The 13592-nt window shown below is 66.9% G+C and carries 15 protein-coding genes; 6 read left to right on the forward strand and 9 right to left on the reverse strand.

Annotated features, from left to right (window positions below; genetic code table 11):
- Positions 1 to 13: 13 nt before the first annotated feature.
- The 3 genes from AH6_RS14310 to AH6_RS14320 all read left to right on the forward strand — a co-directional run bounded on the left by AH6_RS14310 (position 14) and on the right by AH6_RS14320 (position 2800).
- On the forward strand, positions 14 to 1369 hold the full coding sequence (locus AH6_RS14310; RefSeq protein ID WP_157431463.1) for an NsdA family TPR-like regulatory protein: 1356 nt from the start codon (positions 14 to 16) through the stop codon (positions 1367 to 1369).
- 9 nt (positions 1370 to 1378) lie between these two features.
- Positions 1379 to 1858, forward strand: coding sequence for an NUDIX domain-containing protein (locus AH6_RS14315; protein WP_218005817.1), 480 nt, complete (start codon positions 1379 to 1381; stop codon positions 1856 to 1858).
- 258 nt (positions 1859 to 2116) lie between these two features.
- Positions 2117 to 2800, forward strand: a complete 684-nt coding sequence (locus tag AH6_RS14320; protein WP_157431464.1) for a hypothetical protein — start codon at positions 2117 to 2119, stop codon at positions 2798 to 2800.
- Between the two features lie 178 nt (positions 2801 to 2978).
- Here AH6_RS14320 and AH6_RS14325 read toward each other — a convergent pair whose 3' ends face one another.
- Positions 2979 to 3548, reverse strand: coding sequence for a GNAT family N-acetyltransferase (locus AH6_RS14325; RefSeq protein WP_067479488.1), 570 nt, complete (start codon positions 3546 to 3548; stop codon positions 2979 to 2981).
- Between the two features lie 129 nt (positions 3549 to 3677).
- Positions 3678 to 4247, reverse strand: a complete 570-nt coding sequence (locus AH6_RS14330) for a flavoprotein (RefSeq protein ID WP_067479490.1) — start codon at positions 4245 to 4247, stop codon at positions 3678 to 3680.
- Between the two features lie 320 nt (positions 4248 to 4567).
- Between AH6_RS14330 and AH6_RS14335 the strand changes: the two genes are divergently transcribed.
- Positions 4568 to 5077 carry an NUDIX hydrolase gene (locus AH6_RS14335; protein ID WP_169807855.1) on the forward strand — a complete coding sequence of 170 codons (510 nt, stop codon included), beginning with the start codon at positions 4568 to 4570 and terminating at the stop codon, positions 5075 to 5077.
- A gap of 634 nt (positions 5078 to 5711) precedes the next feature.
- On the opposite strand, the gene AH6_RS14340 is transcribed toward AH6_RS14335, so the two are convergent.
- Positions 5712 to 6362 (reverse strand): ATP-binding protein, encoded by a 651-nt coding sequence (locus AH6_RS14340; protein WP_067479493.1) that lies wholly within the window; start codon positions 6360 to 6362, stop codon positions 5712 to 5714.
- Positions 6363 to 6660: 298 nt separating this feature from the next.
- Between AH6_RS14340 and AH6_RS14345 the strand changes: the two genes are divergently transcribed.
- Entirely contained in the window at positions 6661 to 7518 is an 858-nt protein-coding gene (locus tag AH6_RS14345; protein WP_067479495.1) for a helix-turn-helix domain-containing protein, read from the forward strand.
- A gap of 20 nt (positions 7519 to 7538) precedes the next feature.
- Positions 7539 to 7733 (forward strand): DUF397 domain-containing protein, encoded by a 195-nt coding sequence (locus tag AH6_RS14350; protein WP_307190386.1) that lies wholly within the window; start codon positions 7539 to 7541, stop codon positions 7731 to 7733.
- A gap of 48 nt (positions 7734 to 7781) precedes the next feature.
- Here the strand turns inward: AH6_RS14350 and AH6_RS14355 are convergent, their stop codons facing one another.
- The 6 genes from AH6_RS14355 to AH6_RS14380 all read right to left on the reverse strand — a co-directional run bounded on the left by AH6_RS14355 (position 7782) and on the right by AH6_RS14380 (position 13438).
- Positions 7782 to 8465, reverse strand: a complete 684-nt coding sequence (locus AH6_RS14355) for a hypothetical protein (protein WP_157431465.1) — start codon at positions 8463 to 8465, stop codon at positions 7782 to 7784.
- Positions 8466 to 8991: 526 nt separating this feature from the next.
- Complete coding sequence (locus tag AH6_RS14360; RefSeq protein ID WP_157431466.1) at positions 8992 to 9252, reverse strand: hypothetical protein; 261 nt, start codon at positions 9250 to 9252, stop codon at positions 8992 to 8994.
- Between the two features lie 41 nt (positions 9253 to 9293).
- Complete coding sequence (locus tag AH6_RS43715) at positions 9294 to 10211, reverse strand: hypothetical protein (protein WP_067479503.1); 918 nt, start codon at positions 10209 to 10211, stop codon at positions 9294 to 9296.
- 10 nt (positions 10212 to 10221) lie between these two features.
- Positions 10222 to 12150, reverse strand: coding sequence for a toprim domain-containing protein (locus tag AH6_RS14370; RefSeq protein WP_067479505.1), 1929 nt, complete (start codon positions 12148 to 12150; stop codon positions 10222 to 10224).
- Positions 12147 to 13136 (reverse strand): DUF2637 domain-containing protein, encoded by a 990-nt coding sequence (locus AH6_RS14375; protein WP_157431467.1) that lies wholly within the window; start codon positions 13134 to 13136, stop codon positions 12147 to 12149. Before AH6_RS14375 ends, AH6_RS14370 begins: the two co-directional genes overlap by 4 nt.
- Complete coding sequence (locus AH6_RS14380; RefSeq protein WP_157431468.1) at positions 13133 to 13438, reverse strand: hypothetical protein; 306 nt, start codon at positions 13436 to 13438, stop codon at positions 13133 to 13135. The genes AH6_RS14375 and AH6_RS14380 overlap by 4 nt, the downstream gene beginning before the upstream one ends.
- Positions 13439 to 13592: the final 154 nt, after the last annotated feature.

Genomic DNA, 13592 nt, shown 5'->3' on the forward strand with positions numbered 1-13592 from the left:
AAGGATGGTGAACGTGTCCAAGCCGGTCACCAACACCCGCCTTCAAGCACTGATCACCGAGGCGTCATTCGGGCGCCGCCACGCTGCGCTGGCCCGACTGGTGAACGAAGGCGGACGGCGACGAGACGGCCTGAAGCTGCGCTACGACAGCTCCAGCGTGTACTGGTGGCTGCGCGGTCGCTGCCCCGAACAACCCGCACCCGAACTGCTGGTCGAGATATTCAGCGCCCAGCTGCACCGCCCGGTGCACCTGGACGAACTGGGCTTTGACCAACTCGATCCTGGCGACGGTGCCCTGGCATTCCCCGCGACCGTACCGGCGGCCATCAGGACCGCTACCCGCCTGTGGCACAGCATCCACCAGACCACTGATCGCGGCCAGTCCGAACCGTTCGTGCGAGCCGCCGTCGCCGAAGCAGGCTGGCGCTATGCCTTCGACCCCCACGACACTGCTCTGGCCCATCGCGGCGGACCACGCGTCGAGGCCTCCCACATCGCCGCCGTCCACGCCCGCGGCCAGGAGTTCGACGCCATGGACCGCCGCTACGGCGGCGACTACAGCCGCCCCTACCTGTCGCTGTTCCTCACCACCCAAGTCGCGCCCCTGCTGCGCGGCACCTATACCGCCGCCGTCGGACGCGACCTGCTTCAGCTCTCCGCTGACCTCACCGCGCGCCTGGCGTTCGGCGGCTACGACAACGGTGAGCATGGGACAGCGCAACGGGCATGGATACAAGCGTTGCGGCTGGCCAAGGCCGCCGGAGACCAGACCCTGGGCGCTCACATCCTGGCCAACCTCGCCACCCAGGCGATCTACCTGGAAATGGCCAATGAGGCCGTCCGTCTCGCACGCGCCGCAGTCAGCGCCGCAGGCCGCCGTCCCCACCCCCTGGTCGCAGCACGGCTACTGGCCACCGAAGCCAACGCCTACGCCCTGACCGGAGACCTGAACGCCTTCACCTCCAGCTACAACCGTGCCCGCACCGCACTCGAACGCGCCGACCGCACAGGACCGGTGTGGGTGTCCTACTTCACCCACGCCCATCTGGCCGGCACCGGCATGCGTTCCCTGGTCCAACTCGGCCGCTCAGACCTCGCACTGGCCTACGCCGACCAAGCCCTCGACGCCCCCGCCACCAACCAGCGCACCCGTGCCTTGCACACCGCCCTGCTGGCCACCGCACACGCCCACGTCGGAAACCTCGACCAAGCCGTCCACCTGGGTGAACACGCCTGCGCCCTCGCTGGGCCCCTCCAGTCCCAGCGCGTCACCGGCCGCCTGAGGCTGCTGGCCGATGCCCTGCGCCGCCACCGCACCACCCCCCTGGTCGCCGCGTTCCTGGAACGTCAACAGCACCGACCGGAGTAGCGTGCAACCGTGACCTCCGACCACTACGTGCCGCCCGCGCAGTGGTACGCCCAGATGCCGGCCGTGCACATCTCCGCCAGCGTGTTGTTCACCGACCCCGCCGACCGGGTCCTGCTGGTCAAACCCAACTACCGTCCCTACTGGGCCTTCCCCGGCGGCATCGCCGAAGACGGCGAGCCCCCGCACCTGTGCGCGGCCCGGGAAGCAGCCGAAGAGACCGGGCTGCGCATCACCTTGCACACGCTGCTGGTAGTGGACTGGGCTCCGCCTGCCGGTGACCGGAACCGTCCGATGATGAACTTCCTGTTCGACGGTGGCACCATCACCGACCCCTCCCAGATCACCCTCCAGTACGACGAACTCGACGAATACGCGTTCCTGACCTGGGACACCGCCACCGCACGCTTCCCCGACCACACCGCACGCCGCATCCCGGCCGCCCGCCAAGCCCGCCTCGACCACCACACCCTCTACCTGCCCGCCACCTGATCAACCCGGGCCAGCCCGGACCTGTGTCGTGCCGGCGGTACAGGATGGGCTCGGAAGAACCTGTCCTTCCAGGACGGCGTCCAACATCTGATGACCAGTGTTCAATCAATCCCCATCGCCACTGCTCTGGAATTCGGGTTCGCAGCCGTCGGTCTGGGGTCGCTGTCGTACTTCGTGCGGGCGGCCTTGCGGTGCATCGTGAGGACCCCCATGCGGCGGTGGAGCCGACAGGTCAGCGAGCACCCGCCTGATGTAGCCGTGGCGATCTTCTACGCGCCGATGGTGTCGGCCCTCGCCGCGATCGTGGCCGGGATCGGCGTCAACATCGTGACCGACCAGTCCAGCCCGCTGCTGCAGAGCGCTTCCGGCACTGTCTACATCGCGGCAGGAATGCTGCTGATCGCCTGGAGCGGCAGCAAACTGGTGAAAACGGTCGGCGGCTCCAGTGATGGCCTGTCCTGCGCGCGGCACCGGATGCGGGCCGTGCTGGCGATCACTTCGGCGACGCCTTTGACCCACGACCAGCACGCCCATGCGCTCCGTCAGGCTCGTCTGCTGGCCCAGACCGGGCAGCGTCTGCTCGATCGTGCCGAGGGCTTCACCCTGCTCGACTGGGTACGGCGCAGGCGTCGCCGGCAACTGGCGGTGATGGGGCTATGGGCGCTCAACGCGGCCTATCTGGTGTTCATCGTCGGGTTGATGATGTTCCGGGCCGTGGCCCCCGCCCTTCCTGCTCTTGGTCTGGCGGCTCTTTCCACGCTGCTGGCCGTAGCGGCGGTCATGCTCGACTGGACGACCTGCCGCCGCGACTGGATCGCAGTCGGAACAGAACTGCGCGACAACGGAACCACAGCTCACGCACGCCTACTGCGCTACGCCCTGCCACCCGCACCCACACCACTGCGCTGGGGGCAACGAGCGCGACGCTGGTGGACCCGCTGACCGTCCTGCGCGGTCGCCGACCACGCGCTTCCCGCGGTGTCTCGGCAAGGTCATAGCGCACATCGCAGCAGCGGTCCGCTGATGGGCTCCTGGTCGACAAGTGCGGCATTCCGGGAGTCTGTTCATAAATGAGCGCTCCATCGCCCATCCCGATTTGGAAGCCGAGAGCCGGAATTGGTTAGAGGCGAGTGGCTGCCGATGGCGGGAGGAGCATGGCGTCGTATACCGGAGATTCAGGGGCGTGCTTGATCTTCCCGATGATCTGGTAGCCCCATTTCCGATAGGCCGAATGAGCTGGTTCGTTATCGATGATGCACGTCAACGCCGTCCAGGGTTGGTTGTAGACGGTGGTGCGGTCGCTGACGAAACGATCGTGGAGAGCGCGGCCGATGCCTGCTGATCGCCATGGTGCGCGTACGGCCAGCTCGCGGAGCCACGCGATCTCTTCTTCGTCCACGCGGGCGCGGAGGTCGGCGTCGACTTGGAGGCTGTCCCACCAGGGAGCATCGGCCAGCAGCGTGACGCCGTAGACGAATCCCGCGAGTTCTTGGCCGTGGTGGGCGGTGATGACCTGGAAGCCCTTCATGCCCAACGCCTTGTCCAGCCGGATGGCAGCGATCTCCGGAGAAAAGAAGGGGTCGCTCTGGTAGGGCGGGACGTCATAGACCTCGTTGTAGAGGTCTAGTACAGCGGGAGCGATGCGATGGGCGTGCTCTCCGGTGTGTGAGGTCAAGATGAGGTCACGCATGGCGGGGACTCCTTTTCGACCACACTGGTGTCGAAGCCAGGTTGGCGGCGATGAACGAGAAAGCCGGTGATGGCGGTCGGCTGGGAGGCGTAGGCGCGGCGGGCAGTAGCGCTTGATGCGGCTACTCGATCAAGTGTCGGAGACTCTGAAGCAATCACGGAGAGCTGCTAGGACCAGGTGCCAGGGAAAGAGTTCGGCGTTGCCTTCTCGGGGAGCGTGATCGGCTGCCGAGTCACCATCCCACAGAACGGTGACTCCCCATGCGCGAAGGCGCTGCAAGCTCTCCTGGAACGTGGGGTGGGCGGTGTGGGCGCGATTGCTGTAAGGGGCCACGATGGTGGGGATGCCCAGCCCGTAGCCCTCGACGAGGTAACCGAGCGCAACGTTGTCACAGATCCCGGCGGCCCACTTGTTCACGGTGTTGACCGTGGCGGGTGCGACGACGAAGGCCGAGGGCAAGGGCAGGACATCTGGCTCGTCGGGCTGCTTGTAGTCGCTGCGCACGGGGAACCCGGTCAGCGTCTCCAGTTTCGGGACGTCTACGAACCGCCGGCCATATGGAGTGGTCATCACGCACACGGTCCACCCGTCTGCCTGGGCCAGCTCGACCATGGTGTGCACGTACTTCGCCACCGGCGAGCCGCAGCAGACGAGGTAGAGCACGCGGCGGTCTGCTTGGTCCATCCCCTGATCGGTCATGCAGACATCGTCTTCATGATCAGCGCCTGAAAAGCAAGCCCTGCGTCCAACCTGAGGATGACGAAGGCTTCAGGAAGGGCGGGGCAACGGGAGGGGCAGGATGAGCACGTCGAATAGTGGAGCGCCTGGCCAGCTCGGTTGTAGCTGGCTCCTCTTCGCCCAACCCCAACGGGTGTACGCGCGGTAGGCCGTTTCGTTGTCGGCGTCAACCAGGAGCGTCGCGCGAGACTCTGGCCGCGTACCGATGTTCGCGACGCTTACAGGGCCGCAGGTTGCGGGTTTGCGGGTGCGAGCCGGGGCGGACCGCTACCGTCGGCCCGATGGGGATGGAGGGTGTGCGTTACTTCTGGCATGAGGCGCCGGTGCCGGACGGCCTGCCGGTCACGCAGGTGTATGGGTATCTGCTGTGTCGGCGTACGGCGCGGGTGCTGGTCCAAGATGATGGCGGGGTGTTCAACCTGCCGGGTGGCAAGCCTGAGCCGGTGGACGGGGGTGATCTGGTGCGGACGTTGGTCCGGGAGGCGTTCGAGGAGAACCAGGTCGTGGTCACCGAGGCGGTCTACCTGGGGTATCAGCAGGTGTACCGGCCTGGTCGTGCTCCGTATGCGCAGGTGCGGATGGTGGGGGTGATCGGGTCGTTTGAGGAGCGGGCTCCTGATCCTGATGGGGGGCGCGTCTACCGACGGTTGATGACGTCGCTGGCGCTGGCGCCGCAGGTGCTGGGGTGGGGGGAGCCTGCGGTCGCGCAGGCCGAGGCGGCGGCGCGGGTGGCCGAGGCCTGGTGGGGGATGGCGGTCCAGGCACCAGCCGCAGCGGGCTATCAGGACTGACCGGCGGATTCAGCTAGAACGCAGCCTGGTTACGGCTGGTTATGACCGGTCTCGAGCCGTGTTGACGGGCAGGGCTGGTACGTGCAGTGCCCAGGGCGCGTCGGCATGACGATCGCCTCGGACATCAATGGCGCCGGGCGGGTAGTGGCCGGGCTGAGCAGGAGTGACGTGGATCGGAGTGGTCGCCGCGATGGCCAGTTGCGTGACCGGGTCGTCAGACGCGGCCTGTGGGACTGGTGCCAGGTTGGTTACTGATTCGGGAGCGTGGAGCCGGGTGAGCTGTTGGGCGAACTGCTCCGCGGTGGCGGCTTCGAGAAGACGATCACCAGCGCTTGTGCAGGCCAGGCTCCAATAGGAGCCGGTGAACTCGCCCCACCACATCATGGCGTTGGGGAAGCGCTTGCGGAGTTCGGCGAGTACGTGCTCGGGGTCCGGTTCTTTCTGAGCCCAAGGGGTCGGAGGCTGTGGGCGGGACGCGACACTGGGGGACCGCACCTGCACAGCGGGCTGCAGGTCGTCATGAGCGAGGGACTGGCGAACGTCAGGGACACAATGACCGGACATGGTGCTGGTCTCCCAAGCGGTCAGCGGATGGGTGTTGACGCTCTGCGATTGCTCGCGGCGTCCGTCTGCTTCAGGAACGTGCCATGCCGGCCGCTTCCAAGGAGCAGATGATGTGCTCGGCCGTCTCTTGAAGGTCGAGCAGCGGGTGGCGGCACGGCGTGCCGTCGTCGTTGTGCCAGGCGAACGCGTCCTGGTCGATGTGAACTTTCAGGCCGCCGGCCATGACAACCGATGTGCCGGTGAGGTCGCTGTGGCGTTTGCCCTCGAAGCCGCGCACCGCCAAGAGCATCAAGAGCCGTTGCGCGGCGACCACTGAGTGAAGGGAACGACCAGAGCAGGGCCACGAGGGTGGCAACGGCAACGCGAACCAGGTCGCCTTGCCCGGGATCGGTGGTTCGCCGAGCTGGGAGCGCGAAGGGTGGCAGCCCCAAGCCGAGGACAGCGCGGCGACGATGCCCAAGCCCTTGCCATGGCTGTCCAGCAGATCTCCGGTTCCGAGTCGGGGGAGCTTGTCGCGATGGGTGTCGAAGACCGTGACCACCAGCTCCTTGCGGGGATGGGTCCGCGCCCACAACCACAGCTCGGGCACGCGGATCGGCTCGAAACGCGCGGGCACCCCGGCGTGCAGGAAGGCGTTGGTGACCAGCTCGCTGACAGCCAGAGCGCCGTCGTCGATCGCCTCCTCGGAGAGGGCGAGGGACTTCATCGTCGAGGCCAGCACGGTCCGGGCGTAGGAGCTACAGCAGCCATCGGGTGGGAGCTGCCAGGTACAACTTCCACCAAAGGGAAGGTCTGCGGGCTTTCCGTTGATCATCATCGCCTCCTTGAGGAGCCCTGCTTGATGTCGGGGGATCGGTCTTCACATGGAGTAGCTCCATCACCACGAAGTGTCCTATCGATGGACGTGCCATGCAACCAAAACTGCAACGTTGCTTAAAATGTTGCATGGTCGATTCTGGGGATGCTCAAGCGTGTGGTGCGCGACCATGAGGACGACATCGACTTGGGGAGGGCGAACGATGGCTGAGCGTCCGCCGACGATCAGACAGCGCCGACTGGCGGCGGAGCTGCGCCACCTGCGGGAACTGGCGAGTTTCAACCTTGACCAGGCCAGCGGGAGCCTCGGGTGGAGCAAGGCCAAGCTGAGTCGGATCGAGACCGCGCGCATCGGCCTCAAGGCCGCTGACCTCGTCCGTCTCCTCGATCTCTACGAGGTTCCCGAGAGACGGCGCGAGAGCCTGACCTCGTTGGCGCGGAACGCCCGGCAGCGTGGATGGTGGGATGCCTATGCGGACCAGATCCATACCGACTACGCGGCCTACCTTGAGCTGGAGTCCGCCGCGACCTTGCTGCGCGGTTACAGCGCGGTCGTGCTGCACGGCCTGCTGCAGACCGAGGAGTACGCCCGCGAGGTGATCAGGTCGGCGCTCATGCGGTTCTCGCCTCCGGCTGAGATCGACAACAGGGTCGAGGTGCGGATGGCGCGGAAGGCGGCCTTGGCCAAGCGGGAACCGTCCCTGCGGATCTGCTCGGTGATCGACGAGAACTGCCTGCGTCGCGTCGTGGGCGGTCCGACGGTGATGAAGGCGCAACTCGCTCATCTGATGGAGCTGGCAGAGTCGCCCAGCGTGACGTTGCAGGTTCTGCCGCATGGGCTCGGCGCGCACCCCGCCGGGGCGGGCACCTTCTCGATCCTGCAACTTCCCGAGTTGCACGTGCCCGACATCGTCTACATCGAGACCATGACCAGCGCCCTGTACATCGAGGACCCCTCGCAGGTGCACATCTATGCGACGGCGTTCAACCACCTGAGAGCCGAAGCCCTAAGCCCGGATGAATCGCTGGATATGCTCGCAGAGCTCGCAGAGGCTTACTAAGGACGGACTGAATGGCTCACATGGCCTACCAGCGTGCGGCATGGCGCAAGAGCGTCCGCAGCGACGCCGGGCAGGGATGCGTTGAGGTCGCGCCGCTTCCTGGGACGGTGGGCGTGCGCGACTCGAAGAACCCGGACGGCGGCGCGCTGGTCCTTTCACACTCCACTTGGACGCTCATCATGGCGGGCGTCAAGGATGGACGCTTGGATCTCTAGAGCACACTGGCCCGGTTGTTTCTCCGTGACGGGCTGATGGACGGTCCCTCAAGGAGAGCAATCGGCCTCGGATTTGGCGACGGTAGGCAGCTCCATCAGACGACCGAAGCACTCTGCTCGGTCCAGGAGTGCCATCGTTTCGGGCAGGTAGGCAAGAAGTTCAGGAAGGGACACAGCGGTGACCGCACCACTCGAATCGACTTCGGCACTCTCATAGCGCCAGGGCGAGAAGCTGATCACGGCTGCCCGGCCGGGTTGCTGGGCGAGGACATCGTTCAGCAGACCAACGTCATCACGGCAGGAGAGGCAGATCCGCCGAGGGCCCGGCAACCGCAGGCGGTTGACGGCGTTGGAGAAGTCCTCCACCAAGGTCAGGCCGGGAACCTGCTCGTTAACGAGGTCTTCCGGGCCGATACCGAGCAGCTCTTCGGCGTCAGGGCGCTGGATGACGATCTCAGTCGGCTCGCCGGAGCGTTCGGTCAGTATGGCCAGAACGAGCGCACGAACGGCCGCGGAGCCGCCGGATCCGGTGAAGGCGAGCCGAGGCCACGCGAACGGGTCCGGTTGAAGTGACGGCACCAACGCTGGTGCTGCCGGTGATGATTCATGAGGAATACGACGGCGGGCTCGTCGGATGATGTAGCTGATTCCGAACAGCGTGGGCAGCAGCAGCGCCAGGCGGAAGAAGCCGGAAACCGGAGGACCGTCGGAACTGGTCGCGTGGCGAGGCACTTGAGGAATGGCGCTCCAGGTGGGTGTGGCAGAAGTAGCGGCTTTGGGAGATGCTGGCGGCGCGCTGGTCGCAGGTGGCGTCGGTCTCGGCCTCGTTCGTGCTGGACGTTCGTTGGAGGTAGGTGCAGCGGCGCGGGGTGCTTTGGTCTGCCGCTTGGCTGGCGGGCGAGACGTGACGACTCGCTTTCGGAAAGAACCGCGTTTCTGGCTCTTCCGCTGGGACCACGCTGGTGTTCTCCGAGCAGACTTGGCGCGGGTGCGGAGCGAGCCGCGCAACACCTCGGACCAGTTGGGCTTCCTACCGCTTTTCAGGCTGTTCAGCGCCTCTTGCCGGGCGTCCCGGCAGAGCTTCGGCCCGTTGACGTACTGGCTGGCTACCGGCCCGAGTTCGGCGCAGGAGACAACCGTCTGCGCACGAGCTTCGCCAGCGGCGGGTTGTGGGAGCAGAACCATCAACACCACGACGGCGGACGGGAGCAACAGACCGGTGGGCTGGGGCCGTTGAGTGATCAAGAGCGAGCTCCCTTCACCGACGTCCACTGTGTGGGTCGTCGCGCCAGCCGGGATGCGGCGGGTACCGGTATGGGGCGTCTCGGGGTCTAGGGTGCGGGAGGGAGGGCCTTCGACGTGGAAGTGTGAAGGCCATCCACCAGGCAAGGGGAAGCGCGACCAGGGTCAGCATGGCCCAGATGCTGATGATGATCACGATGCCGATGCCGTCCACCTGGCGGCAGATCGCGACGAAGGTGGGGCCGGCGTACGCCGTGGCCAGGATCGCCAGCAGCATCAGCCAGAAGAGAGGGCTTCTCATGTCCATGAGCGAGGTCCTCACAGGTCGAGGTGTCGGTCGCGGTCGATCGTCGGCTCCTGCCTGTGCTGGCGCGGCTGTTCGAATGGCTGGCCAGCGTTCATGCGCAGGACCTGGCGGGCATCGAATGGGAAGCCATCGGCTGAGACGTCAGCGGGGCTCCGGGAACCGGTGGGCGTGTGTACGGCGGTTGGTCCAGGCCCGGCGTAAGGCTGAACGGCTGCGGTGATGACGTGCTCGGGCAGGTTCGTAGCGGCGCCTAGGACGGTACGCAGCTCGACGGCGTCCATCTCGTTGCAGCCATTGGAGCGCAGGTCCTCCTGCAACCGCTGGATGATCTGACCGGCCCGCCGCTCCTGCCGGGCCTGCTCGAACTCGGCGCGGCCCGGTCCGTGTTCAGCGGCCGCCCAGCGAAGCCCGGTTCCCTCGGAAAGCGTGGGTTTGGCTGCCGAGGCTCCCTCGTGCGTGCGGGGATCACGCGCGAAGAAGGGGGCGGCCTCCCGCATGGCTTCCAGCGGACCGTGTCCTTCGGCACGGGCTTGGTCGTAGTGGCGCATGGCGTAGGGATGCAGATTTCGCAGTCGTTCTTCGCACTTGTGGACGGCCGAGGCGGCATCGGGTCGCTGGCCGGCGTAGGGAATCGCAGCCGCCCACGCTTCGCCGACCTGGAGCAGGTCCGCCTGTTTCAACCATTTGCGATCATGCGCGGGTGTCCATTTGGCGCGGGCTTCGTCCAGCAACGCCTTGAGTTCCCGGTCGGCCAGCTCCTCTTGCTCCCTGGCCTGGGCTTCTTTGGCGGCCTGCTTGCGGGTGATCTGTTGCGCCACCTTCTGTTGCACTACGGCGGCGACGTACAGGAGCTGGACGAGTCGTTGCCCGCTCGCATTGAACCCTTCGGCGATTGGGTCGGGGTGATTGGCAGTGATCGGAGCCTCCAAAGCGAGGGGGTCACAAGGAGCGGGGCTTCCCCGATCCACGTGACGGCGGGGAAGGGGAGTCGGCCGGCGAGGACGAACCGCTGAGCGGCGGTCCCGGGAAGCCGTCGGCTGCTAACCGTGCGGGCGGGGGAGCTTCCGGGCTGACGGCCGAGACGAGCAGGTCGGTGATGACCGCTGGAGGGACGCCGGTCCGTGCGACGATGCGGGCCGCCTGCTGGGCGGCTTGGTCCGCGGGGGCCAGGACCGCTTGGGAGACGGCGGCACGGGCGGCCGCCAACCGGTGTTCGGTGGTCTTGAGATCGCTTCCGAACCGCTCGATGGCGGCATCGACGACCACGTCCGCCAAGGCGACCTCGGACTGTAGCGAATCGCATACGGCCATGCACCCTTGGTAACGCAGGATGTCGGCGGGGTCTTGGCCTTCGGGAAGAAGTAACGCTCCGGTAGGCCCTTTGACCTGCGCGAGCAGCGGCCAGGCGGTCGTCGTGGCCGACCGTCCCGCCTTGTCTCCGTCCAGGGCCAGCACCACCCCGCTCCTGTCGAGATCGCCGACCGCCGCGAGCGCCTGGACGTGCGCGGTGGTGAGCGCCGTCCCGCACAGTGCGACCGCCGCATGGCCGGTCGAGGCTGTGTTGATCGCGATGGCGTCCAGCGGTCCTTCGACGATGACCGGGCGGGCGCCGACGGCGAGCCGGGAACGCGTCTCGTGCAGCCCGAGCAGCAGTTCGCCCTTGTGGAACAGGGCGCTGTCGGGACTGTTGAGGTACTTCGGCCCCAGAGAGCCCTTGTAGCGTCTGCCGATGAAGCCGCGGACCAGTCCCTCGGCGTCACGGATGGCGAAGGTGATCCGGTTGCGGAACCTGTCGCGCAACCGCCCGTCGTGGGTGCGCACCACCAGTCCGGACGCGACGATGGCCTGGTCGGAATGCCGAAGGGTGCGCAGGTACGCGACCAGCGGGCTGGGCGTCTGCGGCGGCGAGTAGCCGATCTGCCACTTTTCCTGGACAGCGAGGGGGAAGCCGCGCGCCTTCAGGTAGTGGTGCGCGTCGTCGCTCCGCAGCAGATCGCGGTAGAAGGTGTGCGCGGCAGCGTTGATCGCGAACAGTTCTTCTCGGGACACCTCCGAAGCACCACGGGGTGAAGGCGCCACCGCCCGTGGCGCCGAGGGAGACGACGCGACGGAGACAGGCCGGTCCGGCAGACGTCGTCGCACCTGCGACGCGGTCCGGAGCAGCCGATCACAGGCCATGCGGATCGAGGCGACGGGCCGTGCCCGAGCATCGGTCCCGGCCCAGACGGTCATTCGGGGGAACTCGATCTCAGGTGGGGCACCGGTCAGATGGCTCAACAGCAGATAAGCCACCGAGTCGGCCTCAACACGTCGCTGGCCATGGCAACCGACCAGATCAGCGGCCCGGTCCATCCGGTCGCCCCGTCGCAGCACGTGCGCGAGCTGGTGAGCCAGGATCCGAGCGGCTTCGGCGTCGCGGAGTTCAGAGTCGACGCTGATCACACGGTCGGGGCGGCCGGTGTAGCGCCAGCGAGTATCGCGATCCACGTACAGGTTCAAGGCTTTGGCGGCGTCGCGAAGCGCCTCCCACGCCTCCGTCGGGGAACACCGCTGTGCCTGGTGGAGGGGTGAGCCCTCGGTCTGGCTGATGTCGAAGAGCGAGCGCATCTCGTTCTTCACGACGGCCTTGAGCGCGGTCTCGTCCTTGCGGACTCGGCGCCCCGCCGCCTTCCAGCTCCCGAAGGAACGCACATCGGTGGCTTCGGGGAGCTGAGCGCGGATGAGCAAGGTGTTGCCGAACCCATACCTTCCATAGCGGGCCGCTGCATCCAGCCAGTGGACCCAAGGCAGATCTTCCCTGGCCAGCCGGACCAGCTCGGCCTCCTGGAGAGCGACGAGCTGCTGGACTTGGCCGCTCGTACCGGTCACTCCTCCACCTCCTTGCGGGCGACGGAGCGTCCGGGATCACGCTGCACCAGTTCGCGCAGCGGCTTGGTCTCCGCGATCGTCCGCAGCTCGGCGAGCCGTTCGTTGGCGATGCTGAACCCGCGTTCGCGCAGCCGCCCGCCGAAGTCGGTCCGGTTGAGCCGGACGCCCTGCCTGCGCGCTTCCGCCAGCACGTGCTGAGCGGCGTCGAGCAAGTCCTTGTCCAGCCACTCAGGCAAACAGTGATCAGGGTGCTCATCACCGCTGCCCGCAGGCAGGGCGATAGTGGCCGCTTCGGCCGGAAGGCGCTGCAACGCGAGCCGTTCCACCAGCGGAGCGCGCCACCGCCAGGCCAGCCGCCCGTACTGCTGCTGGAGCCGGGCGACGGCGAGCAGATGCCGTTGCTCCAGTTCCAGACCTTGGCGGTAGGTGGTGATGTGCCACAGGACCATGCGGCGCCACAGCAAGGCGGTGGAGATCGGCGCGAGCATCCAGCGCGCTGCCGGAATGCGCTCCAGCCGGGTGCCGGTCGCCAGACCGACATGCCGCCGGATCAGGTGCCGCACGCCTTCCATGACGGTGACGAACAAGACGGGCATCGCCGCGTGCAGCACGCTGCCCGCCAGGTCCCCACCCGCCGCAACGACGTTCACCACCACCGTGCCGGCGATATAGGCCCACGCCACCCAGCGCAGCACCGGCCATGGGAGATCGAGGTACTCCATCAGCAGGTCCCAGGCCAGCAGGACCAGGACGCCGACGTCCATGCCGATCGGCACGATCCAGGCCAGCTCCCCGAACCACGGCTGCGCCATGGCCCGCACCGTCGCGAACGATCCGATGCCGCCCAGTGCGGCGAGCGCCACGATCAGCGGGGCCAGCACACCCGCGACGGCCTTGACCACCGTCATCTGCAGTTCCCGCTTCGGCCCCGGCGCAAGTAACGCGGCGTCTTCAGGACTTGCAGGTCGATAGGCGCCGGGGTTCACCGTCGCCTCCTTTCGACCATCCAGGACAGGACCTGGGCGATGCGCCGGACGTCGCTGACCGGACCGAGCAGACGACCGTGCGTGGTGACGTAGGCGTAGGTGTCCTCGGCCCCGGCGCACAGGACGGTCTCGGTCCAGCCGGGGACGCGGACGGTCAACTTCCACCGGCCGTTGCGCGGCTTGCGCAGGTAGACGCGCATCCCGATGCGTGCCAGCTCCCAGCGGAGCCGAAGCAGGGACTCCTGGCGTCGACGCTGCTCAACGCGCGCGACGGCACCGGTCAGCGGTCTCGTTGTGCCCATGCGGCCTCCCCGGTTTGAGTAGCTGACGAGAGCCTCACTCATCAACTAAAGTCACTGGGATCGACCATGCCCCACCGATTCGCGCCTGTCAATCAAAATCAATGGAACGTGTCATCGTTGCTTCTTGCAAAAGGGGCGAAGTGGTAGAAATCGT

It is taken from the genome of Actinomadura hibisca NBRC 15177, from assembly GCF_001552635.1.
Taxonomy (GTDB): Bacteria; Actinomycetota; Actinomycetes; order Streptosporangiales; family Streptosporangiaceae; genus Spirillospora; species Spirillospora hibisca.